The following is a 21015-nucleotide window of genomic DNA, read 5'->3' as shown; positions in this document are numbered from 1 at the left end:
ATGGCAGAGACCGCAGCACAGGCAATGGCGGCGGCAACAGCCAAGCTCCGGGCGGCCGGGGTCCAGGACCCGGCGAGGGATGCGCGGGTGCTGCTGGCGCATGCGGCGCGGATCGAGGCCAGCCGGGTGACGCTGATTGCACCAGAGGAACTGGCGCCGGAAATCGCCGAACGCTATGAGCAGCTGATTTCGCTGCGGGCGGTCCGGGTGCCGGTGTCGCATCTGATCGGCGAGCGGGAGTTTTACGGCCGCCGCTTCAAGGTCTCACGCGATGTGCTGGACCCGCGGCCTGAGACCGAGATCCTTATCGAGGCGGCGCTGGCGGAGCCTTACGTGCGGGTGCTGGATCTGGGGGTCGGATCCGGCTGCATCCTGGTGACCTTGCTGGCAGAGCAGCAAGAGGCCACCGGCCTGGGGGTCGACGTCAGTGAGGCCGCCTGCCTGCAGGCCAGCGCCAACGCGGTTCTGCACCGGGTGGAGGCACGCGCTGACATCCAGCAGTCGGACTGGTTCGAAAAGGTTGAGGGGCAGTTTGACCTGATCGTGTCAAACCCGCCCTATATCGCGCTGGATGAGATGGACGGGTTGTCAGCTGAGGTGCGCGGGCATGAGCCGGGCATTGCGCTGACCGATGGCGGCGACGGGCTGGGAGCTTACCGGAAGATTGCTGCCCAAGCGGCAGCGCATCTGGCGCCGGGCGGGCGGGTGCTGCTGGAAATCGGTCCGACCCAGGGCCGGGCGGTGAGCGCGCTGCTTGAGACGGCCGGTTTCAACGGTATCGCGGTGCTGCCGGACCTGGACGGGCGGGATAGGGTGGTACGGGCGCATTCCCCCTCAAATCGCGGATTTTAACGCGAAAATCCGCAGATTCGGGTGAAAAAACACAGAAAAACCTTTTGGCCCCCTTGTGTGGGGCTTCGGAACATGGTTACTCAAGATGAGCCGTATAGAGGTGAACGCTTTTCAAGCATTCCCGCGGCATCAAGCCCAAAAAAGCTAACGATCCGGCGCTGAGGCGCGCTGCACAGGGTCAACGGCGCATTAACTCAAGGCTTCTGATAGGCATATGAGATCGTCCAAATCACGTTCCCGCTCCAAGTCGAACCGGAATCGCCCGAACGGCGCCAATGTGGTCAACCGGGTGTTCGACAGCTCCGGTCCCGAAGGCAAGGTGCGCGGAACCCCGCAGCAGATCATCGACAAATACAATCAGCTGGCCCGTGACGCACAGCTGGGCAATGACCGTGTTGCAGCAGAGAATTTCCAGCAGCACGCGGAGCATTACCTGCGGATGTTGAACGAGGCGCAGCGTGAGATCGAGGCGCGCCGCGAGGAGCAGGAACGCCAGAACCGCGAACGTCAGGCAGAGCGCGACCGCGAGCGGGCAGAGCGGCTGGAGCGTCAGGAGCGCGAGGCTGCGGTCTCAGCACCTGCTGACAGTGATCCGGCAAGCACGCCGCAACCCGAAGTGATCGACCCGCGCGGCGACAACGGCAATGTTCAGGACAGCGGCCTGGTTGAGACGCCGGAGAGCCAGAGCGCAGCTCCGGCAGAGGGCGGCGAGGAAGCTGCCCCGAAGAAAGCCCCGGCGCGCAAGCCCCGCGCCCGCAAACCCGCAGCTAAGGCTGACGGCGGCGAGGCGGCAGGCGAGGGCGGTGACGCCCCGGCGCCGAAGAAACCAAGCCGCCCGCGCGCCAAACCCAAGCCGAAGGCCGAAGATGGTCCGGCGGAAGCTGCCGAGTAATCCGGCAACGGTCAGAAAAGAAAACCCCCGAAGCTGAAGGCTTCGGGGGTTTCTTTTGCGGAATTTCCGGTTGGCTGTTCAAGCGTCGTGGCCCAGCACCCTCAGGTAACGGCGCACAGCTTCGGGGAAGCCCAGCATCAGGGCATCTGCTGTCAGGCCATGGCCGATGGAAACCTCGGCCAGATCGGGAATGGCCTGGCGCAGGCCGGGCAGGTTTTCGATGGTCAGGTCGTGCCCTGCGTTCATCATCAGTCCGCCAAGGGCGCGGGCCTCGTTCGCGGTATCCCGGATCAGATCCAATTCGCGCGCGGCGGCGTCAGGATCGGTTTGATCAGCATAGGGCCCTGTGTAGAACTCGATCCGGTCGGCGCCTGCCTGCTGTGCCAGCGCCGGATCGGCGGGGTTGGCGTCCACAAAATAGGACACCCGGATGCCGGCCGCCTTGAATTCCTCAGCGATGGGCAGGAGCATCTCACCGTCGGCAGCAAAGTCCCAGCCGTGATCAGAGGTGGACTGCTCCGGCGTGTCCGGCACCAGCGTCACCTGATGCGGTTTGTTCTCCAGCACCAGGTCGATGAAGTGGCGGGTCGGGTAACCCTCGATGTTGAACTCGGCCTGAGGGAATTCCTCGGCGATCAGCCGGGACAGGGCGGGCAGGTCGGAGAAGCGGATGTGGCGTTCATCCGGGCGCGGGTGCACGGTGATCCCATGGGCACCGGCCTGCAGGATGGCGCGGGAGATGTCGATCAGGTTTGGCCAGGGCACCTCGCGCCGGTTGCGCAGGTAAGCAACCGCGTTGACGTTCACGGACAGAAGGGTCGGGCGCGCAGCTACGGCTTGGGTCATCTGAAAATCGGGCTCCGGCAGTATATCAGGTAAAGAGGGTCAGGCCTTGGCGACTTCGCGGGCCAGGGCGCAGAAGGCCTCCAGACTCACCTGTTCGGCTCGTTCAGTCGGCGGGATCCCTGCGGCGGTCAGATGCGCCTCGATATCGGGAGAGATCCCTTTGAGCGAGGCACGCAGCATCTTGCGGCGTTGGTTGAAGGCGGCAGCGACGACGCGGGAAAGGACCGCAGCGTCGGCCTCGAACCGGGGTTCCGGCAGGGCGTCCAGATGCACCACGGCGCTGGAGACCTTGGGCGGGGGGGKGAAGGCACCAGGGGGAAGTGACAGCACGATGCGGGCATCGGCGCGCCATTGGGCCAGGATTGCCAGCCGACCATAGGCCTTGGAGCCGGGCTGCGCCACGATGCGCTCGGCCACCTCGCGCTGGAACATCAGGGTGAGGCTTTGCCAGAACGGCGGCCAGTCTTTAGGAGTAAGCCAGCGCACCAGAAGCTCTGTGCCGACATTATAAGGCAAGTTGGCGGCGATACGGATAGGCGGGGTGAGATGTTCTAGAGGGTCGATCTCCAGTGCGTCTCCGTTGATCACTTCGAATTGGCCAGGATAGGCGTCTGCAATTTCCTGAAGTGCCGGCAGGCAGCGCTGGTCTTTCTCCACTGCCAGCACCCGGCGGGCGCCTTCGGCCAGCAATCCGCGCGTCAGACCACCGGGGCCCGGGCCGATTTCCAGCACGTCGCAGCCGGTCAGATCGCCTGCTTGCCGCGCAATCTTGGCAGTCAGGTTCAGGTCCAAAAGGAAGTTCTGGCCCAGCGACTTGCGGGCGGACAACTGATGCGTTGCGATCACTTCGCGCAAGGGGGGAAGGCTGTCGATAGCGCTCATGTCATCTGGACCCTGGGACTGGGCGCGCAGCGCACGCCAAATGTTTCATGCTTCCGGCGGGGATATTTCCGGCAAGAGGAAGAATCAAGTGCTGGCGGCCATGGCCTGCGCCAGCCTCAGCGCCTCGATCAGGCTGGAGGGATTGGCCTGGCCGGTGCCTGCGATGTCAAAGGCGGTGCCGTGATCGGGGGACGTGCGGATGAAGGGCAGGCCCAGGGTGACATTCACACCCCGGTCGAAATCCAGGGTCTTGATCGGGATCAGTGCCTGATCGTGATACATGCAGACCGCTGCGTCATAGCGCGCACGGGCGGCGGCGTGAAACATGGTGTCGGCCGGGTGGGGGCCGGTGACGTTCAGGCCTTCCGCCTGCATTTGCGAGACTAATGCATTGATCCAGTCGAGCTCTTCGCGGCCCATGGCGCCGCCTTCGCCCGCATGCGGGTTGAGGCCTGCAACCGCGATACGCGGTGCAGCAATGCCGAACTGGTTTTGCAGGCCCGCCGCGGTGATTTCTATGGTTTCGCGCAAGCCTTCCGGTGTCAGGGCCGAAGGCACGTCTGAAAGGGCGATGTGGATGGTGGCGGGCACCACCCGCAGTTGTTCGCTGGCCAGCATCATCACAACCCTGTCGCGGCCCGCCAGCGCCGCAAGAAATTCGGTATGGCCGGGATAGGCAAAGCCTGCGCCGTCGATCAGTGCTTTCTTGTGAATGGGAGCAGTGCAGACAGCGGAAGCCTCGCCTGCCTTCACCAGCTTTACAGCGGTTTCAATGGATTGGATTACGCCTGCAGCGTTGGCCGGATCGGCCATGCCCTTGGTAGCGCTGCCGCCGAAGGCAAGCGGCAGAACCGGAAAGCTGCCCGTGCAGGTTGCGGCGGCCTCAGCGGGGGATGATATCTCGCGGACCGGTGTGCCTGAGGGCAGATGCTGCGGATCGCCAATCCAGAAGAACGGGCAGCTGTCGCGCAGTGCGTCCCAAGCCTTTACGGCGATTTCCGGGCCGATGCCTGCGGGTTCGCCGCAGCTAAGGGCAATAGGCCCGGAGAGGGTCATTTGATGTCGATCCGGGCGTCCGCGCGCAGCTGCTCCAGGAAGCTGTCAGTCAGCGATGTCATCCGCTGCGCCACAAGCGCATTGGCCACGGTTTCGCGGTTGGCGCCTTCGCCGAGGTCGGCAGTGCGGCCGCAGAGCATCAGAACCATCTGAGTCTGGCCGTTGTTACGGGTCAGCGCAGTGGAGGTTTCACTAGGGTCGAGCTTGGCCAGTTCCAGCGCGATGTCGCGGGGAATGTCAGCCGGCGGCAGGCTTTGGATTTCCAGCACCGACGGGTCCTGACCTTGAGCGAGGCCGTAGAAGTCCTCGCAGGTGTCGACGCTGTTCACAACCTTCTGCGCTGCGGCCAGTCCTTCAGGCGTGCGCCCGCCGGGCACAAAGTAAGTTGCGTATTCGATTGCGGTGTAACGCGGTGCAGCGCCCTCAACCTCGCGCACGCCGCGCATCTGAAAGAGCGCAACGGCATTCTGCAGCGGCAGCGGTTCGGAAATCTCACCCGGTTTCAGTGCCAGCACGATTTCCTGCAGCTGCGGCGGCAGCTTGGTCAGTGGCATCCAGGGAAGGCGGCCGCCTTCATTGCGGCTGGCCGCAGCGGAGTACTGGGTCGCCGCAGCAGAGAAGCTGTCAAAGCTCTTGAGCCGTGCGACCTGCTCAATCAGTTCCTCGACCTGTACGGCGTTCTGGTCGTTGATTGGCACGATGAATTCGCTCAGCAGCACTTGGACGCTGCCAGTACCCGCAGAGCCCATGGCGCGGTCAATCTCTTCCGGGGTCGGGCGCGCCTGGGACAGGAAACGGGCGCGGGTGTATTCGCGCCAGCCCAGACCGACCCTGGTAAAGTCACGCAAGGTCTGCGGAGCGACACCCTGCTGCTGCAGAGCTGTCAGGAATTCGTTCAGCGACAGGTTGGCGCGGCCAGCCATTTCTTCCATGCCCGCGGAAATATCCTCATCCGACAGTTCAATACCGGCCTGTTGCAGCACTTCCAGTTTGAGCCGGTCGTTGATCAGCTCCTCGCGTGCAGTTTCCAGCGGGTCGCCTGGAACTCTCAGCGCTGCCTGGAAGCGGGCGCGCTGTTCCAGCTCATAGCGCGTGATGACTTCGTCATTGACCGTAATCGCGGGGGCAAAAAGGTTCTGTGCCCCGGCCGGCAGAGCGGTCAGGGAAAGACCTGCGGCCAGCGCCAGCGCGGCCGCGGATTTGAGAGCACGGGAAAGGAAGGGAGCCGGGAACCGGGAATTCACGTCTTGCTGCATGACCGCCTGTACTGTTTGTTGCCGCTCTTTACGGAAAAACCGCTGAGGGAGATGGTAAAGCCGAAATCCGTTGTCGGCTCAACACTTGTTGTTGAGGTATAGCGGCGGTTGACCGAAAGGTCGACCGTTACGCATTCGTTCTGATAGGCCAGCCCCAGGCCCGCCCGGGTGGCTTGGGCGCCGGAGATATCGTAGCGCAGCCGGGCGCTGGCAGACCAGCTGGGGTTGATGTCGTAGCGCCCATCAACCCAGATTTCGGAGCTTTCCTCGGACCGTTCCTCGACAGGGTCGGTGCCAAGCCACAGATAGGTGCCGGACAGGCTGGAACGGCTTGTGTGCCATTCGCCACGGACTTCGGCCTTGGAAAAGTTCAGCGAGCCGTTCAGCAGACCGCGGGTTGAGATCGCAAGCCCGTCACCAAACTTAATCTGACCTGCCAGCAAAAGGTCCGACGATGTGCCGCTGAGCCCCGAGCTCTTGGTGAAACGGATGTCGTCTTCACTGCGCAGCACCTGGCCAATCGTTGCATAGGCCTGCCAGCCCTGGGGCGAGTAGCGCGCCCAATTGGCGCCATAGACCAGGGTGAACCCGTCCTCGCGGGCATCGGTTGCAGGGAAGCGGGACAGCGACAACAGATTGCCCTGGTCGAACTCGACGAATCTGCTTTCCTCGCTGACCACATCACCACTGCCTTCGTTGCGCCAGCCCAGCTGCAGGATCGGCTCCAGGTACTGGGTGGCGCCATTGGCTTCACGGCGGGTCATCGGCAAGCGGAAGGTCATTGAGCCGCGGGGCGTCAGGCGGGTGACTTCATCGGTGAAATAGGCATCATCATACGCCCTGGATGCATCTGCCGCAGCGCCCAGCTCGGCTTCTGCCAGGATCCCGTAGCCGAGCCTCCAAGTGCGGAGCCAGCTCAAGTCGGCGGTAAGCCGGACGAGGTCCCGGCCGGTGGCGGAATCTTCGCTCAGCCCATCGCCCCGGTTTGTAGAGCGGCGGTATCGCCCGTTTCCTTGAAGCGTAAGCCGGACTTCGCCTCCTGTGAGGCTGGGGAAATAGCGTTTCTGAAAAAGCGCTTCCGCAATACCGGAGGGGATTTCGTCAGGGTCTTCGTCAGAGCGGAGGGTTTTGTAATGGGTTAGAGACGTGCGGAGCAAACTGTCCCGGCGGACCCGTGACAACTCAAGCCTGGAACGCAGCCGGTCAAGGTCAGGCAGGCCGTAGTCCGCCAGATAGGCATCGTCTGAGACCACCTTTGCGCTGAAGGTCAGGCGGTAGCCGCGCGGCAATTCGAACTGGCCATTTCCGAAGATGTATCCGCGGTCCTGGTCCGGGTAGAGATCGTCACGGGTATATGCACCATTGAATTCGATCCGGCCGCGCCGGAAGGCCTGCCGGTAACGCAGATCCAGTGTCCGGGTGCTGGATGAGATGTAGGGCGCGATCGTCAGGTCTTTGTGCGGGCCGAGGGTGAAGAAGTAGGGAACCTTGAGGCCGGTGCCGAGGTTCGACGTTGAGCGCACGGACGGAATCAAAAAGCCGCTGGTCCTCTTCAGGGAGGGGTCCGGCAGGCGGAACGCCGGGAAATAGAAGACCGGCACATCCAGTACACGCAGCTGTGCGTTCTCAAAGTAAAGCTGGCGCTCCTGCTGATCGTGGGTGACGCGCTCGGCGCGGATCTGCCAGAGCGGTGGGCGCCCGTCTTCGCAGACATGGCAGGAGGACACAGCGGTCTTGTAGAGCTGGGTGTAACGGCCGCTGACCCGTGTCATTTGCAGCGAGGCGAGCTGAAGCTGCTGCTGTAAAACCATCCGGGCGCCGTCCAGCAGTCCGTTGCGCAGGCTGCTGTCCATTTCCGCTGCGTTTGCCAGAATGGTGATGTCACCGTTTTGGTCTATACGGATCGGGCCCTCTATCTGCAGAGTGCCGGTGCCCTGATCAAAGGTGATCTTCTGCGCACGCAGGCGGATTTCGCCCTGGAATGCCTCGACATTACCTTCTGCGACAAGTGTCCGGTCCGGGGTGATGAACACCTGGTCGGCGACAAGCATTGCAGGCTGGGCCTGATCCGGGGGCGTGGCAGTCTGAGCCTGTGGAGCAGAGGCAGACAACGCCAGCCAGGGCAGCACGGCGGAAAGAAGCAGCGCCCGGCGCAGGTTACCCGTCTTCGGCATGGAGAAGCAGTCCCAAAGTCAAAAGTATCGCAGCAGCGGGAGGTGCCCAGGCGGCCAGAGCCACCGGGATTTGCCCGTTCTCGCCAAGGATTTGCGCGAAATTGCGGATGAAATAAAGCCCGAATCCTAGCAGCACCGCCATCAGCACGGCCAGGCCGGTGCCGCCAAAGCGGGCGTGCCGCATGGTGAAAGATGCGCCGACCAGCACCATGGCAATCAGAAACAGGGGGCGGGCCAGTTCCGCCTGCAGCCGGACTTCGTAGCGCTTGGTGGTGAAACCGGCGGCCGACAATTCGCGGATGGTGGAGGGCAGGTCATAAATCGAGATACCGCTGGCGGTGCCCAGTGTGCCGCGGATGCGGTCTGTGGTCAGAGTGGTCGGCAGCCGCAGCTTTTCATGCCGGGCAGCACCTGTTTCAGGGTTGATGCCGGCTGTCAGCGGCCAGGCCTTGGCGTTGGTCAGAATCCAATGATTGCCCTCCAGCCGCGCCGATTCAGCGGCTATGCGGCGCACCGGGCCGCCTTCATTCGTGTAGGCATGTATCGAAACGTCAATCAGGGTGATGTCAGCGGCATCTCCGCTGTACCCCTTGGCGTGAATAACCGATTGGCCGCGGGCGCCGCCCTGGCGCAGCCACAGGCCTTCGCCGCTCAGCGACAAGGCCGAGGGGCCGCCGTTCTGATAGGTCTCCGCCAGATCCTGGTAGCGGTTGGCGGTGGCCGCGGCAATGGGGTTGAGCATGGTGACGGCCAGACCGCCGATTGCCGCTGCCACCAGTACCGGGGCTGCCAGTGCCCTGATGCCCGACCGGCCGATGGCACGGGTGACCACCAGTTCGCTGCTGCGGGCAAGGCCAACAAACAGCACGATTGTTGACAGGATCATGATCAGCGGCAGGAACTCACTGAGTGCTGGCGGAATGTTCAGCAGCGTCAGCCCGATCAGTTGCGCAAGGCTCAGGTCAACAGATTCAAACCGGCGTATCTGCTCGTTCAGATCGATCAGAACCACCAATGTCATCAGCACTGCAACAATCACCAAAAACCACTGCGTGAAACGGCGCGCGTAATAGAGGTCCAGTTTCATGCCGGAGTCTCCGCTGCCTTTGCCCGGATCCGCTTGGGGCGGGCGGACAGGATCAGAAAGACCAGCGCCACCGCCATGCCTAGCAGGGTGGGAAGGTAGATCAGCGGCCATAGATTGGGATTTTGAAGAACGGGTTCGGAAACCACGCCGCGCAGGCCTTCAACGAAGATCAGGATGACAAAGGCCAGCATTGCCTGCCGCCAGACGCCAAAACGCGAGAATGTGCCCAGCATCAACGCGGAAAATCCAATCAGAGTTACCGCAATGCAGACCAATGCACGGGCAAAGCGCAGGTGCAGCTCTTCGGCCTGGGCGCCAGCAGAGTAACCGTCGCTTCGGGTGACCGCTGCAGTGCTGTTCATCAGCTCCAGGCTGGGAATAGCGCGGATGTTGCGGGCCGGGTTCTCAGCCTGGCGGGCCAGAGAGCTGATATCATACGAGAAATCGGAAAAGAATGTGGTTGAGAGACGTTGCGACTTGGACTCGAGCCGCTGTGCCATGCCTTCCACCATGATCAGGTGCGCGCTTTCGCCGTCACGCACGAGAAATGCGCGGTTTCCGGTGTAGGTGACTGTCACTTCCGGGTCCCGGCGGTCTGACAGGAACACGTCTTTGAGGGTCCCGTCCGGGTCAATCTGCCGGATATAGAAAGTGACACCATCAGCAGGATGCAGGAAATCGCCTTCGCTTAGCAGCTTGGCGGTGATGTTTCGCGAGATTTCGCTTTCGCGCAGCTCCAGCTGGCTGATCGAGGCCGGCAGCAGATAGTGTGTCAGCGCCGACATCATCAGCGCGGTGATGATACCAAAGGCCAGCGCAGGCCGGGCCATTTGCCAGGGGCTGGTGCCAGTGGCACGCAGAACGGTCAGCTCGCTTTCGCTGTTCAGCCGGTTGGTTACCCAAACCGCGGCGCCAAAGGCAGCGATCGGCAGCACCATGCGGATCAGGTTCGGCAGGGTGAGCGCGGTGAACTCCAGAAACACCAGCGCGGACTGCCCGTTGCCGATCAGCGTGTCGAACAGCACGACCGCCCGGTTGACCCAGAACACGGCCACCAGAATCAAGGCAAAGAAGCCAAAGAAGAGCAGATACTGTGACAGCACATATCTGTCGTAGCGTGACACCCGATCCCCCCAGATCTTGCCGTTGTTGTTTTGGCGGACCTTAGTGGATTTGATTGGCGGGGAAAACTGCATTCTCGCCCGGCCCGGCAATCGGCGGCGGACCGCAGGTGCCAGCCTGCGCAACCGGGTCTTTCCAACCGCCGCTCTGCAGGATACCTCTGGTGCCAAGAACCAAATGATTTTCAGCAGGAGCGCGCGCATATGACCAGCCTCACCCCGATCCGTTTTGCCGAATACGACCCCAAGACGATGGCAGAGATGACCGGCCGGGTAGCGGTCATGGTGACGCCGGACGGCAGCATGGACCAAGCTGCGCGCAGCGCCAACCGGATGGCCAAAGGCGCGATCGCGAGGCTGATCGACTCGGACGGGTTCAAAAAGGCGAAGGCAGGGGATGTGATATCGCTGAACTGGCCTGCGGGCATGAAGGCGGAGGCACTGGACGTGCTGGTGCTGCCGCGCAAACTCACACCGGTGGAAGCGCGGCAGGCTGGGGCCAAGCTGGTGAAGGGCGTTGCAGGCAAGCGGTTGACCGTCATGGCTGGCAGCATGAACAAGGCCGCTGATCTGACCCTGGGTATGGCGCTGCGGGACTATGCCTTTGAAGATCACAAGTCTCCCAAGGATGAAAAGCCGGAGGGAGAGGTTGTTGTTGCCTCCAAGGAGCCGGCAGAGCTGGAGGCCGCCTGCGCGCCGCTGCTGGCGGTCGCCGAGGGGGTGCATATGACCCGTGACTTGGTCAATGAGCCGGCGAATGTCCTGACCACCACGGAGTTCGCCCGCCGCATCGAAGAGATGGAGGGCATTGGCCTGGAGGTCGAGATCCTGGAAGAGGCGGATCTGGAGAAGCTTGGTATGCGTACGCTGCTGAGTGTCGGGCAGGGTTCGGACAGTCCCTCCAAGGTGGCAGTCATGCAATGGAAGGGCGGTGCCAAGGATGCCGCACCACTGGCGCTGGTGGGCAAGGGGGTGGTGTTTGATACCGGCGGTATCTCCCTGAAGCCTGCGGCAGGCATGGAAGAGATGACTATGGACATGGGCGGTGCCGGTGTCGTGGCAGGCGCCATGCGCGCGCTGGCGCTGCGCAAAGCCAAAGCAAATGTGGTTGGCTTGGTCGGCCTGGTGGAAAACATGCCCTCTGGCAACGCCACCCGCCCGGGTGATGTGGTGAAATCCATGAAGGGTGACACCGTTGAGATCATCAACACCGATGCCGAGGGGCGTTTGGTGCTCTGCGATGTGCTTTGGTACGCGCAGGAGCGCTTCAAACCCGCTGGCGTGATTGATCTGGCAACGCTGACCGGCGCGATCATCATCGGGCTGGGGCATGAAAATGCCGGTGTTTTCTCCAACGATGATGACCTGTGCAATGCGTTTCTCAAGGCTGCCAAGGCTGAGGACGAAGGCGCCTGGCGGATGCCGCTGGGCAAGGCCTATGACGAACAGCTGAAATCGCGGATTGCCGACATGAAGAACGTCGGCGGCCGCCCGGCAGGCTCGATCACCGCGGCGCAGTTCCTGCAACGGTTCATCAAGGATGATATGCCCTGGATCCATCTGGACATTGCCGGCGTGGCGTCGGTCAGCAAGGACACGGACTATGCGCCCAAAGGCGCCACCGGCTGGGGTGTCATGGCGCTGAGCCGGCTGGTCGCGGACAAGTTCGAGGCGGAATAATCACAGATGGGGGCCGCCTACTTTTACCATCTGACGCGCAGGCCGCTGGAGGAGACTTTGCCGGTGCTCCTCGACAAGGCGCGCGGGGCGGGCTGGCGCATTGCGGTGCGCGGGCGCGACCCGGAGCGCATGGCCTGGCTGGATGACCGCCTGTGGCAGGGGCCGGAGGAAAGCTTTCTGGCGCATGGCCTTGCGGGCGGTCCCCATGATGCGCTGCAGCCCATTCTGCTGACGTCAGGTGCAGAGGCGGCCAACAAGCCTGAGTGCGTGATGGCGGTGGATGGTGCTGCCGTCAGCGCTGAGGAAGTGCAGGCGCTGAGCCGGGTCTGCATCCTGTTTGACGGCACCGACCCCGAGGCTGTTCAGCACGCCCGCACCCAGTGGAAAAGCCTGACTGATGCTGGCTGTTCCGCCCAGTACTGGTCCGAGGAAAGCGGGCGCTGGGAAAAGAAAGCGGAGAAATAGGCGGATTTCCGGCTGCGGCGCCTTCAGCTGGCAAGAATTTGCCGATGACCTGTGCGAATTGTTTCACAAGGGCAACAATTGCTCGATTTTTCGTCACTTGGCCTTTATCCCTTCCAGCACAAAATCCGGACAACCGGGGAAACAACCAGGACACTGGGGGGACAGATGAATTTTGGACGTGCGGTCAAGCGGCTGCGGCTGCTTCCTATTGCCGGCGCTAGCCTTCTTTTTCTCGCCAATTGCGGTGATATTCAGAACGGATCAGTCAGCCGGGCAGAGGCAGAGGCAGCGCGTCTGGAATATGCAGTTCAGGAAGTTCAGTACTTGCAGTCCAAGGGCCGCCGGGTCTGGTGTGTGCCCTTTGCCCGCAATGCCAGCGGGATCGAAATATTCGGTAATGCCAAGACCTGGTGGGCGCAGGCCACAGGGCAATACAACCGCAGCAAGGAGCCAGAACTGGGGGCTGTGATGGCGTTCAGTGCCACCCGCTCCAACCCGCTGGGGCATGTTGCTGTTGTTTCCAAGGTCGAGGACGCACGCAGAATCCGGGTCAATCATGCCAACTGGCACCGCAACAAGATCTCGCTGGGCATGGCGGTGATTGATGTGTCAGAGAAGAACGACTGGTCCGCGGTCCGGCTGGAAAGCTATCCGGGCGCGTTCGGGCGGGTCTATCCCGTCAAAGGTTTCATCACTGCAGAGCCCGGCAACGGGTAACACCGCTGCCCTCGCCCTGTTCATTGGCCCGGAATATCACCGCGTTCAATCATCTTGGCGGCAATTTCCTTGAAAGCGGTGCGCCACAGCGTTTCCAGTTCTCCGGTCATCTGCTTGCCGAGTGCATGGTGCAGGGTGTCGATAAGCGCTTCTTCCATTGGGGCAAAGTGTTTGGACAGGACACCAAGCGATGCGTGGGTCTTGCCAAGCTCCTGAAATTGAGGGGCCACGGCGCTTTCGTCATTCAGCCTGGCAATAATCACGCCCAGCGTGGTCATGAACTTCATGCCCTGGCCCTCCAGATCCTCACGGAACATCTGGCGCAGTTCAGGCGCATGACGGAACAGCGAGTCATAGAAATAGGCAGGCGATTTGCCGGTTTCCTCTTTCAGCTTGCTGTAGCTGTGCTGCAGTTGCTTCAGTTCGTCATCGGTCACGGGGGATTGCTCCTCTCTGATTGGTTCGCTGAGTTCCAATCTAAGGGGCAAGCGGGCGCACAACCTTGATCCGCCTCAATACAACGCAAGCTGCAGCGGGCAGCTGTGCGGGTTAGCGAGTGAGGACCAGCGCACCGTTGCGGATCTCGATGCTGGACCAGCGCTGCAGGTAACCCATGCCCAGCAGGGACTGTTCCAGCTCTCCCTGGTTGACCCACACGCGCAGGTTCTTGTCGGTGATGCCGCCCAAGGAGATCTCATCCACCCAGACAGAGGCAGTGCGTACTTCGCCGTTGGCGGTGCTGGCTCGGCCGAGGTAGGCAAGACTGCCGGTGTCGATCCCTGCGCTTAGGGCGTCACGTTCATTCAGCACAACCTGGCTGGCGCCGGTGTCGACAAGAAATTCAACTGGGGCTCCGTTCACTTCAAGCGTCAGGTAGTAGTGGCCGTCAGGGGAACGTGGTACCTCGACCCGGCCGGCATCCGTCGCCACGCTCTGCTGCGGGCGGACGGTCTGCCGGATGTCCTCCCACAGCCCGTATGAGGCGATCACGCCAAGGAAGATAAAGCCCCAGACCGCAAACATCTGCAGCGTCTTGCCGATACTCTGGCGGTTCTGGACAAAGACCCAGGATCCAACCGCGACCAGCAGGACTATCAGATAGATAAACCGCCCGATATCATACTCGCCCATGCGCTCACCTCCTATCTATTATGTAGGCGGGCCGGGACGTTATACTAGCCGGCGAAACCGAATGCGCGCAGGCCGTCCAGCACGAACTGCACCGAAAGCGCCGCCAGCAGCATACCAAGTAGCCGGGTGACAACGGTGATCCCTGTCTTGCCCAGCATCCGTTCGAACAGGCCGGAGAACAGGCACATCACCAAGAGGATCGCCAGCACGGCGATCACCACGCCCATAACCATGGCAAAGCCCGCGAAACCGGGCTGCTGACCGGTCAGCAGGATCACGGTGGCGATGGAGCCGGGGCCTGCCATCAGCGGAATTGCCAGCGGAAAGACGGAAGGATCGTCGAAGTCATCTTCCTCGCTGCGGTCCTCGCGGCGCTTGTTGCGGCGTTCGAACAGCATGTCGAGCGCGGTCAGGAACAGCAGAACACCACCGGCGACCCGGAAAGCGGGCATCGAAATGCCGATGAAGCCCAGCACTGCTTCGCCAAAACCGGCAAAGATTGCCAGAAGGACCGCAGCCGTAATTGTTGCCCGCAGCGCGATGGAGCGGCGGCGGGAGGAGGACATGCCTTGGGTCAGGGCAATGAAGACCGGCGTCAGGCCGATCGGATCGACGATCACGAACAGGGTTACGAAGGAAGTGATCAGGAATGCGGTGTCGATCATTGTGCCTCTGCCTGCTCCAGTTTTTCCAGCGCCTCCATCCACAGGCCTTCGGCCCGTTCCAGCGCTTCGATGCATTCTGCGTGTTTTTTCTGCCAGACTGCCATATCGCCCGCCTTGCCTGGTTCATACAGGCTAGGGTCGGCGAGTTTTTCGTCAAGCTTTTCGCGCATTTCGCTCAGCTTCTCCACCCGCGCCTCGGATTTGCGGACCTCAGAGCGCAGCGCGATCAGAACATCACGTGGTGGGCGCTTGGGTTTTGCGGGTTTGAGTGCCTCGCCTTTGGCGGCAGGTTTTTCCCGGGCCAGCAGCAGCGTGCGGTAGCTTTCCAAGTCGCTGTCATAGGGTTTGACCGTGCCGCCAGAGACCAGCCACAGCCGGTCGGCCACCAGGCTCAGCAGATGCATGTCGTGGCTCACGAGGATCACCGCGCCGGAATAGGCAGTCAGCGCCTCCACCAGCGCCTCGCGGCTTTCGATGTCCAGGTGGTTGGTAGGCTCGTCGAGGATCAGCATATGAGGAGCGTCGATGGTGGCGATCAGCAGCGACAACCGTGCCTTCTGGCCGCCGGACAGCCGCCCGACCTCGGTTTCCGCCTGTGCGGCGCCCAGGCCGAAACCCGCCAGCCGCGCGCGCCATCTGGCCGGCGCCTCATCCGGGCGCAGGCGGCGCAGGTGGTCCAGCGGGGTTTCATCGACATAAAGCTCATCCACCTGATGCTGGGCGAAATACCCGATGCGCAGCTTGGAGGACCGGGTCATCTTGCCCGCCATCAGCGGCAGCCGGTCAGCCAGCAGTTTCGAGAGCGTCGATTTGCCTTGGCCGTTCTTGCCCAGAAGCGCGATGCGGTCGTCCTGGTCGATGCGCAGGTTCAGCCGCTTCAGGATTTCGGTGTCGCCATAGCCGGTTATGCCACCCTCGATATGGATGATCGGCGGGGACATTTCTTCTGGCTCCGGGRAGGTAAAGGCGCGCAGCGCTGCTTCTTGCGGAGTGGTGATCGGCTTCATTTTGGCGATCATCTTCAGCCGTGATTGGGCCTGTACCGCCTTGGATGCCTTGTAGCGGAAACGGTCGACGAAGCTTTGCAAGTGGGCGCGGCGGGCTTCCTGCTTCTTGGCTTCTGCCGCGGCTACAGCCAGGCGCGCTGTGCGGGTTTCGGCAAAGGTGTCATAGTTGCCCTGGTACAGCGTGAGCTTCTTGTCCTCGAGATGCAGGATCGACCCGACGGCGCGGTTCAAGAGGCCGCGGTCGTGGCTGACGATCACCACTGTGTGGGGGTATTTTGCCAGGTAGCTTTCCAGCCACAATGCCCCCTCGAGGTCGAGGTAGTTGGTTGGCTCGTCCAGCAATAGCAGGTCGGGCTGGGCAAACAGGACAGCAGCCAAGGCCACCCGCATCCGCCAGCCGCCGGAGAAATCGGAGCAGAGGCGTTTCTGGTCTTCGTCATCAAAGCCCAGACCCTTGAGGATAGACGCTGCTCGTGCCTCAGCTGACCAGGCGTCGATGTCCGTCAGCCTGGTCTGAATTTCGGCAATCCGATCAGGATCTGTCGCACTGTCGGCCTCAGCCAGCAGGGCGGCGCGCTCGGTGTCGGCGGCCAGAACCGTATCGGTCAACGAAACATCCGAAGAGGGCACCTCTTGCGCGACACCGCCGATGCGGGCCTGGGAGGGCAGGGAGATGCTGCCGGTCTCGAGCGCCAGTTCGCCCCGGATCAGCCGGAACAGTGTCGTCTTGCCCGTGCCGTTTCGCCCGACAAGGCCGACCTTGTGGCCGGTGGGAATGGTGGCGGATGCGCCCTCGATCAGCGGGCGGCCTTCGACCGAGTAGGTGATGTCCTGAATGCGTAACATGGACAGCGGTGTGGCTCAGGTGCAGGGGGCTGTCAATCGGCCTGCTGTCTTCCGCATGCCGAAAACACTCGCGCCCTAGGTAAGTGCGCCTGCACGTGCCCGGAAAACATCTTCCCAAGCGCGTCCAGCCATGATAGGCGGCGCGCGGAGTTTCCGGCCCGGGGATACGCCCCGCGGCCCATTTTACAGGAGAATGCCAAATGGCTCTGGAACGCACTTTCTCGATCATCAAGCCCGATGCAACCCGCCGCAACCTGACCGGCGCAATCAACGCCAAGTTTGAAGAAGCGGGCCTGCGCATTGTGGCGCAGAAGCGCATCCACCTGACCAAAGCGCAAGCGGGTGAGTTCTACAAGGTGCACGCCGAGCGTCCCTTCTACGACGAACTGTGCGAATTCATGGCTTCCGCGCCGATCGTTGCGCAGGTTCTGGAAGGCGAGAATGCCATCGCGAAAAACCGCGAAGTCATGGGCGCCACCAACCCGGCAGACGCTGCCGCCGGCACCATCCGCGCCGAATTTGCTGAATCGGTTGGCGAAAACTCCGTGCACGGCTCCGACGCACCGGAAACCGCTGCAGTGGAAATCGCTTACTTCTTCTCCGGCCTCGAGCTGGTCGGCTAAGCTTCAGGCTTAACCGGTGAGAAAAGAGGCTGCAGCCCGCGGGCTGCAGCCTTTTTTGCATTTACATTGGGCGGCCAAGCGGGTGGCGGCGGACACCTGGCGGTTTCCGATGCGGGCCTTGGCTGCCGGCCCAAGCGGGAGAAAGCCGCAGTTCCCGCGGAGCTGTCAGGCTGGAAAACTTCCGCCGGCCCAAACGTTTGGGCAGCGGTTCCCCCTTTATTCCGTTTTCTTCCAGGTGGCGGCGCAGCAAGGCGGTATTGCGGGTGTTGGCTTTCCAAGCCACGTCGAACAGATCACCGGCGAGAGGGATCGAGCCAACGAGCGTGTCGATCCCGATATTGGCCGCCATCCGCGCCAGAACCGGGGCAGAAGCTCCCATCCGGTAGCCGCGGTAGAGAATGTATCCGGCAGGACCCAGTGCAAGCACGTCACCGATGCCTGGCACCAGGCCCGCAACACTGTCCCAGCCAACACGCACCCCAACCAAGGGAACACGGAAGGCGCGGTCCATGCGCTGAGCGAGGCGTTCAAGCGTTTGCAGTTCCTTTTGCTGATGGTTTGGCAGATCAGGCATGGCTTGGCGTCCGTGCGATGACCCAGACCGCGTGAACGATGCCGGGGATATAGCCGAGAAGCGTGAGCAGGATGTTCAGCCAGAAGTGCTTACCCAGGCCCACCTGCAAGAACACGCCCAACGGCGGCAAAATAACTGCGAAGATGATGCGGATCAGGTCCATTCCGGAACTCCCTTTGTCGTGTCAGCTCTTGGAGACACAACGCAGCGGATCAGGAAATGGTTGCAGGTTTTTCGGATGGCTTGTCTTTACCTGGCACACGAGCCGCCTATTTGCGGCCGGCTGTTTGAGTACAGGCGCCGGATGTCAGAGCGTCTTTAGGTCCGCTTGGGTTGCACGAACGCCAATGGCGTCCAGCTCTGCCAGAAGTTTGGAACTGTGCTGCGGCCTGGCCTCAGCCTTGATCGCATCAAAGCGCTTGCGCAGCTCTTCTTTTTCCTTGCCCTTGCAATCATTCCAAGGGCGGCCTTGCAGGGCCATGACCAGCACGTAATAGCCAATGAAGTGCGGCCGGGTGCCTGTTTGCAACAGCCGGGCATAGGCCGCATCGGCGCCAAGGGCGCGAAGATCCTCAGCGGAGGCAATGCCCGCACGGTGGCAGGCTTCTTCATAGGCAGGGCCGAGATTGCGGATGGAGGAAATGGCTGTGTTCATGGTTTGTTTCTATCCGGAGCCATCGCCTTTGTCACGCGAAATCAGGCCTCTTTGTAAATCGCAGTCCGCTCTTCTGACGCTGGGTCCCGTGCTGGTTTGTGTGATTGACAGTCGCAAATGAGGCGGAAACGCTATCTGGACAACCAGCGGGAGGGTGGCGGATGAGCGGTGGTTCGCATGTGTCTGTAAATGTTGAAGGATTTGATCTGGCAAATCCACCGGAAGGTTTCGCTAGGGATCCGTTTCCCTACTATGACGCCTTGCTTCACGAGGCCCCGGTGCTGCCGCAGCCGGATGGATCCTTTCTGGTCTGCCGCTATGCGGAGCTGGATCGTATCTACCGGGATACGGCTTTGTTTTCCTCAGACAAGAAGCGCGTCTTTGCCCCCAAGTATGGAGAAGGTTCACCGCTGTTTGAGCATCACACGACTTCGCTTGTTTTCTCTGACCCGCCTTTGCACACACGGGTGCGCAAGATCATGACCTCAGCCCTGACGCCGCGGGCAATTGCAAAGATGGAGCCGGGGCTGGTTGAAACCGTCGATCTTCTGCTGGAGGAGATGGCGGGCAAGGATCAGGTGGATCTGATCGGCGATTTTGCCGCTTCCATCCCGATCCAGATCATCGGCAATCTGCTGGATGTTCCAATGGCGGAGCGTGCGCCGCTTCGGGATTGGTCCCTGGCAATCCTTGGTGCGCTGGAGCCTGCGCTGAGCGAGGCGCAATTGGCCGCGGGGCATCGTGCAGTGGAGGAGTTCAAGACCTATCTGCAGGATCTGATTGCCCGGCGCCGGACCAATCCCGGTGATCCCGAAACTGACGTGTTGACCCGGCTGATCCGGGGCGAGGGGGCGGACGGGACACTTAGCGAGATCGAGTTGATCCAGAATTGCATTTTCATCCTCAATGCAGGTCATGAGACCACCACGAACCTGATTGGCAACGGGCTGGCGCTGCTGAATGATCATCCGCTCCAGAAGCAGAGGTTGCTGGAGGAGCCTGAGCTGATCAAGCCCGCGGTTGAGGAAATGCTGCGGTTCCGCTCTCCGAACCAGCTGGGCAACCGCGAAACCACCGCAGAAACTGAGATCGGCGGTGTCCGGGTGCCTGAGGGGACCAACCTGCATCTGGTTATAGGGGCCGCAAACCGCGACCCGGAGGTGTTTGAGAAACCAGAAGAGTTTGATATCAGCCGGACGCCGAACCGGCATCTGGCCTTTGCCGGCGGTCCGCATGTTTGTGTCGGGCTGACGCTTGCGCGGCTGGAGGGTAAGATCGCCATCGAACGCCTGCTGCGCCGGTTCCCGGATTACCGCATATTGTCAGGTCGGGTGCCGGGCGGACGGATCAGGTTTCGCGGCTATGCCTCCTTGCCGGCGGCGCTCGGCTGAAAGGAAACTGCCGTCAGCTTGCCGCTGACCTGTAGGCGCTTGGCGGCGCGCCGGTCCAGCGGCGGAAGGCCCGGTGAAAGTTGGCGGCGGAGGAAAATCCTGTGTCCTGCGAGATTTCCTCGATGCTTTTCAGGCCGGATTGCAGGTCGCGGATTGCCAGGTCGCGGCGCAGCCCGTCCTTGATGGCCTGAAACGAGGTGTCCTCTGCATCCAGCCGCCGCATCAGTGTGCGCGGGGTGATACTCAGCGCCTGCGCGGCATCTGCCAGATGGCAGTTTTCCCAGCTGGCCCGGTACAGGAACTCGCGGACCTTCAGCGACTGGGTGTGTTCGCGGAACCCGGTGAAGATCCAATCGCGGGGTGCCCGGGCCAGGAAGTCGTTCAGCTCCGCATTGCTGCGATGACCGGGGAGGCCAAGGCTTCCCGCGTCAAAGGCAATTGCCGAGACTGGCGCGCCGAAGCTGACAGGTGCTGGAAAGATGACAGCGTAGTCCTGGGAAAAAGCGGGGCGGTCAAAGGCAAACTGTACTGCGCGGACAGGTACCTCATAGCCTGCAAGCCAGGACAGCAGGCCGTGCGCGAGCTTCAGGATCAGCATGTGGCCGAACCGCTGCACGGGCTGCCCGCCCTGCGGCACCAGTTGCAGCCCGGTGCTGGCACCGTCCTCGCTGAGTTGAACCTGATAGTCGTCCAGCAGTAGGTTCCAGAAGGTTGAGAACCGGTGCAACGCAGCGGTCAAGGTGCTGGCTTCGCGCACAGACGTCAGCAGGTGTTGCAAAGCCCTGGGCCGGACCGGGCGGCTCCAGAGGCCGGTCATCTCATCCCCGGTCTCAACTGCGGCTATCTGATAGAGCCGCACGATCTGATCCAGCGTGACCCGGTGGGTCAGTTGCCCCTCCGCGAGATGCAATCCAGCCCGTTGCAGAAAGGTCGCCAGTTGGCCTTCTTTGCTGCACTTGCGCAGCGCGTGCAGCCAGTCGCCGGCAAGCTGCGGCGACACTGTTGCAAGGCTTGAGGAATCTGGCGGCGGGATCTGCATTGTGAATGCGCGTCTTGTCACTTTCTGAAAGGATAATGTCTTTAATGAACGTGGAA

The 21015-nt window shown here is 62.0% G+C and carries 22 protein-coding genes; 7 read left to right on the top strand and 15 right to left on the bottom strand.

The window, feature by feature from the left end:
* Complete coding sequence (gene prmC / locus A9D60_RS10345; RefSeq protein ID WP_065267509.1) at positions 1–852, top strand: peptide chain release factor N(5)-glutamine methyltransferase; 852 nt, start codon at positions 1–3, stop codon at positions 850–852.
* Positions 853–1066: 214 nt separating this feature from the next.
* The gene (locus A9D60_RS10340; protein ID WP_065267508.1) at positions 1067–1744 is read left to right on the top strand and encodes a DUF4167 domain-containing protein; all 678 of its coding nucleotides are present in this window, start codon (positions 1067–1069) and stop codon (positions 1742–1744) included.
* 78 nt (positions 1745–1822) lie between these two features.
* Here A9D60_RS10340 and A9D60_RS10335 read toward each other — a convergent pair whose 3' ends face one another.
* From A9D60_RS10335 to lptF, 7 genes are all read right to left on the bottom strand, one after another.
* On the bottom strand, positions 1823–2590 hold the full coding sequence (locus A9D60_RS10335; protein WP_065267507.1) for a pyridoxine 5'-phosphate synthase: 768 nt from the start codon (positions 2588–2590) through the stop codon (positions 1823–1825).
* Between the two features lie 39 nt (positions 2591–2629).
* Positions 2630–3472: a 16S rRNA (adenine(1518)-N(6)/adenine(1519)-N(6))-dimethyltransferase RsmA gene (rsmA, locus tag A9D60_RS10330; RefSeq protein WP_065267506.1), complete on the bottom strand. Its 843-nt coding sequence runs from the start codon at positions 3470–3472 to the stop codon at positions 2630–2632.
* A gap of 84 nt (positions 3473–3556) precedes the next feature.
* The gene (pdxA, locus tag A9D60_RS10325) at positions 3557–4528 is read right to left on the bottom strand and encodes a 4-hydroxythreonine-4-phosphate dehydrogenase PdxA (protein WP_065267505.1); all 972 of its coding nucleotides are present in this window, start codon (positions 4526–4528) and stop codon (positions 3557–3559) included.
* On the bottom strand, positions 4525–5784 hold the full coding sequence (locus tag A9D60_RS10320) for a peptidylprolyl isomerase (protein WP_065267504.1): 1260 nt from the start codon (positions 5782–5784) through the stop codon (positions 4525–4527). Before A9D60_RS10320 ends, pdxA begins: the two co-directional genes overlap by 4 nt.
* A complete protein-coding gene (locus A9D60_RS10315; protein WP_175392937.1) occupies positions 5769–7958 on the bottom strand; it encodes an LPS-assembly protein LptD in 2190 nt (729 codons plus the stop codon). The genes A9D60_RS10320 and A9D60_RS10315 overlap by 16 nt, the downstream gene beginning before the upstream one ends.
* Positions 7942–9045 (bottom strand): LPS export ABC transporter permease LptG, encoded by a 1104-nt coding sequence (gene lptG / locus A9D60_RS10310; protein ID WP_065267503.1) that lies wholly within the window; start codon positions 9043–9045, stop codon positions 7942–7944. The genes A9D60_RS10315 and lptG overlap by 17 nt, the downstream gene beginning before the upstream one ends.
* Positions 9042–10169, bottom strand: coding sequence for an LPS export ABC transporter permease LptF (gene lptF, locus A9D60_RS10305; protein WP_065267529.1), 1128 nt, complete (start codon positions 10167–10169; stop codon positions 9042–9044). The genes lptG and lptF overlap by 4 nt, the downstream gene beginning before the upstream one ends.
* A gap of 201 nt (positions 10170–10370) precedes the next feature.
* Here lptF and A9D60_RS10300 point away from each other — a divergent pair, with 201 nt between their 5' ends.
* The 3 genes from A9D60_RS10300 to A9D60_RS10290 all read left to right on the top strand — a co-directional run bounded on the left by A9D60_RS10300 (position 10371) and on the right by A9D60_RS10290 (position 13028).
* Positions 10371–11846: a leucyl aminopeptidase gene (locus tag A9D60_RS10300; protein WP_065267502.1), complete on the top strand. Its 1476-nt coding sequence runs from the start codon at positions 10371–10373 to the stop codon at positions 11844–11846.
* A 6-nt stretch (positions 11847–11852) separates the two neighbouring features.
* Complete coding sequence (locus A9D60_RS10295) at positions 11853–12311, top strand: DNA polymerase III subunit chi (RefSeq protein WP_065267501.1); 459 nt, start codon at positions 11853–11855, stop codon at positions 12309–12311.
* A gap of 165 nt (positions 12312–12476) precedes the next feature.
* Positions 12477–13028: a CHAP domain-containing protein gene (locus tag A9D60_RS10290; RefSeq protein ID WP_065267500.1), complete on the top strand. Its 552-nt coding sequence runs from the start codon at positions 12477–12479 to the stop codon at positions 13026–13028.
* Positions 13029–13048: 20 nt separating this feature from the next.
* Here the strand turns inward: A9D60_RS10290 and A9D60_RS10285 are convergent, their stop codons facing one another.
* From A9D60_RS10285 to A9D60_RS10270, 4 genes are all read right to left on the bottom strand, one after another.
* Positions 13049–13465: a globin domain-containing protein gene (locus tag A9D60_RS10285; protein ID WP_065267499.1), complete on the bottom strand. Its 417-nt coding sequence runs from the start codon at positions 13463–13465 to the stop codon at positions 13049–13051.
* Between the two features lie 112 nt (positions 13466–13577).
* Positions 13578–14159, bottom strand: coding sequence for a retropepsin-like aspartic protease family protein (locus A9D60_RS10280; protein ID WP_065267498.1), 582 nt, complete (start codon positions 14157–14159; stop codon positions 13578–13580).
* A gap of 44 nt (positions 14160–14203) precedes the next feature.
* On the bottom strand, positions 14204–14824 hold the full coding sequence (locus tag A9D60_RS10275) for a MarC family protein (protein WP_065267497.1): 621 nt from the start codon (positions 14822–14824) through the stop codon (positions 14204–14206).
* A complete protein-coding gene (locus tag A9D60_RS10270) occupies positions 14821–16677 on the bottom strand; it encodes an ABC-F family ATP-binding cassette domain-containing protein (RefSeq protein ID WP_065267496.1) in 1857 nt (618 codons plus the stop codon). Before A9D60_RS10270 ends, A9D60_RS10275 begins: the two co-directional genes overlap by 4 nt.
* 200 nt (positions 16678–16877) lie before the next feature.
* Between A9D60_RS10270 and ndk the strand changes: the two genes are divergently transcribed.
* The gene (ndk, locus tag A9D60_RS10265; RefSeq protein ID WP_039178499.1) at positions 16878–17300 is read left to right on the top strand and encodes a nucleoside-diphosphate kinase; all 423 of its coding nucleotides are present in this window, start codon (positions 16878–16880) and stop codon (positions 17298–17300) included.
* Between the two features lie 61 nt (positions 17301–17361).
* Here ndk and A9D60_RS10260 read toward each other — a convergent pair whose 3' ends face one another.
* The 3 genes from A9D60_RS10260 to A9D60_RS10250 form a co-directional block, all read right to left on the bottom strand.
* Positions 17362–17874, bottom strand: coding sequence for a DUF4112 domain-containing protein (locus A9D60_RS10260; protein WP_065267495.1), 513 nt, complete (start codon positions 17872–17874; stop codon positions 17362–17364).
* A complete protein-coding gene (locus tag A9D60_RS10255; protein ID WP_065267494.1) occupies positions 17867–18037 on the bottom strand; it encodes a YqaE/Pmp3 family membrane protein in 171 nt (56 codons plus the stop codon). The genes A9D60_RS10260 and A9D60_RS10255 overlap by 8 nt, the downstream gene beginning before the upstream one ends.
* A gap of 144 nt (positions 18038–18181) precedes the next feature.
* A complete protein-coding gene (locus A9D60_RS10250) occupies positions 18182–18529 on the bottom strand; it encodes a TfoX/Sxy family protein (protein ID WP_065267493.1) in 348 nt (115 codons plus the stop codon).
* Between the two features lie 161 nt (positions 18530–18690).
* Between A9D60_RS10250 and A9D60_RS10245 the strand changes: the two genes are divergently transcribed.
* The gene (locus A9D60_RS10245) at positions 18691–19920 is read left to right on the top strand and encodes a cytochrome P450 (protein ID WP_065267492.1); all 1230 of its coding nucleotides are present in this window, start codon (positions 18691–18693) and stop codon (positions 19918–19920) included.
* A gap of 13 nt (positions 19921–19933) precedes the next feature.
* On the opposite strand, the gene A9D60_RS10240 is transcribed toward A9D60_RS10245, so the two are convergent.
* On the bottom strand, positions 19934–20959 hold the full coding sequence (locus A9D60_RS10240) for an AraC family transcriptional regulator (protein ID WP_065267491.1): 1026 nt from the start codon (positions 20957–20959) through the stop codon (positions 19934–19936).
* Positions 20960–21015: the final 56 nt, after the last annotated feature.

It is taken from the genome of Leisingera sp. JC1, assembly GCF_001679925.1.
GTDB lineage: Bacteria > Pseudomonadota > Alphaproteobacteria > Rhodobacterales > Rhodobacteraceae > Leisingera.
Note: the sequence above shows the minus strand (reverse complement) of the source record. Positions and strands in the feature narration are given on the sequence as shown.

Excerpts from the sequence above, each read along its gene's own strand:
- prmC (WP_065267509.1), top strand. The coding sequence starts at position 1 with ATGGCAGAGACCGCAGCACAGGCAATGGCGGCGGCAACAGCCAAGCTC.
- A9D60_RS10340 (WP_065267508.1), top strand. The coding sequence starts at position 1,067 with ATGAGATCGTCCAAATCACGTTCCCGCTCCAAGTCGAACCGGAATCGC.
- A9D60_RS10335 (WP_065267507.1), bottom strand. The coding sequence starts at position 2,590 with ATGACCCAAGCCGTAGCTGCGCGCCCGACCCTTCTGTCCGTGAACGTC.
- pdxA (WP_065267505.1), bottom strand. The coding sequence starts at position 4,528 with ATGACCCTCTCCGGGCCTATTGCCCTTAGCTGCGGCGAACCCGCAGGC.
- A9D60_RS10320 (WP_065267504.1), bottom strand. The coding sequence starts at position 5,784 with ATGCAGCAAGACGTGAATTCCCGGTTCCCGGCTCCCTTCCTTTCCCGT.
- A9D60_RS10315 (WP_175392937.1), bottom strand. The coding sequence starts at position 7,958 with ATGCCGAAGACGGGTAACCTGCGCCGGGCGCTGCTTCTTTCCGCCGTG.
- lptG (WP_065267503.1), bottom strand. The coding sequence starts at position 9,045 with ATGAAACTGGACCTCTATTACGCGCGCCGTTTCACGCAGTGGTTTTTG.
- A9D60_RS10300 (WP_065267502.1), top strand. The coding sequence starts at position 10,371 with ATGACCAGCCTCACCCCGATCCGTTTTGCCGAATACGACCCCAAGACG.
- A9D60_RS10295 (WP_065267501.1), top strand. The coding sequence starts at position 11,853 with ATGGGGGCCGCCTACTTTTACCATCTGACGCGCAGGCCGCTGGAGGAG.
- A9D60_RS10290 (WP_065267500.1), top strand. The coding sequence starts at position 12,477 with ATGAATTTTGGACGTGCGGTCAAGCGGCTGCGGCTGCTTCCTATTGCC.
- A9D60_RS10280 (WP_065267498.1), bottom strand. The coding sequence starts at position 14,159 with ATGGGCGAGTATGATATCGGGCGGTTTATCTATCTGATAGTCCTGCTG.
- A9D60_RS10275 (WP_065267497.1), bottom strand. The coding sequence starts at position 14,824 with ATGATCGACACCGCATTCCTGATCACTTCCTTCGTAACCCTGTTCGTG.
- ndk (WP_039178499.1), top strand. The coding sequence starts at position 16,878 with ATGGCTCTGGAACGCACTTTCTCGATCATCAAGCCCGATGCAACCCGC.
- A9D60_RS10260 (WP_065267495.1), bottom strand. The coding sequence starts at position 17,874 with ATGCCTGATCTGCCAAACCATCAGCAAAAGGAACTGCAAACGCTTGAA.
- A9D60_RS10255 (WP_065267494.1), bottom strand. The coding sequence starts at position 18,037 with ATGGACCTGATCCGCATCATCTTCGCAGTTATTTTGCCGCCGTTGGGC.
- A9D60_RS10250 (WP_065267493.1), bottom strand. The coding sequence starts at position 18,529 with ATGAACACAGCCATTTCCTCCATCCGCAATCTCGGCCCTGCCTATGAA.
- A9D60_RS10245 (WP_065267492.1), top strand. The coding sequence starts at position 18,691 with ATGAGCGGTGGTTCGCATGTGTCTGTAAATGTTGAAGGATTTGATCTG.
- A9D60_RS10240 (WP_065267491.1), bottom strand. The coding sequence starts at position 20,959 with ATGCAGATCCCGCCGCCAGATTCCTCAAGCCTTGCAACAGTGTCGCCG.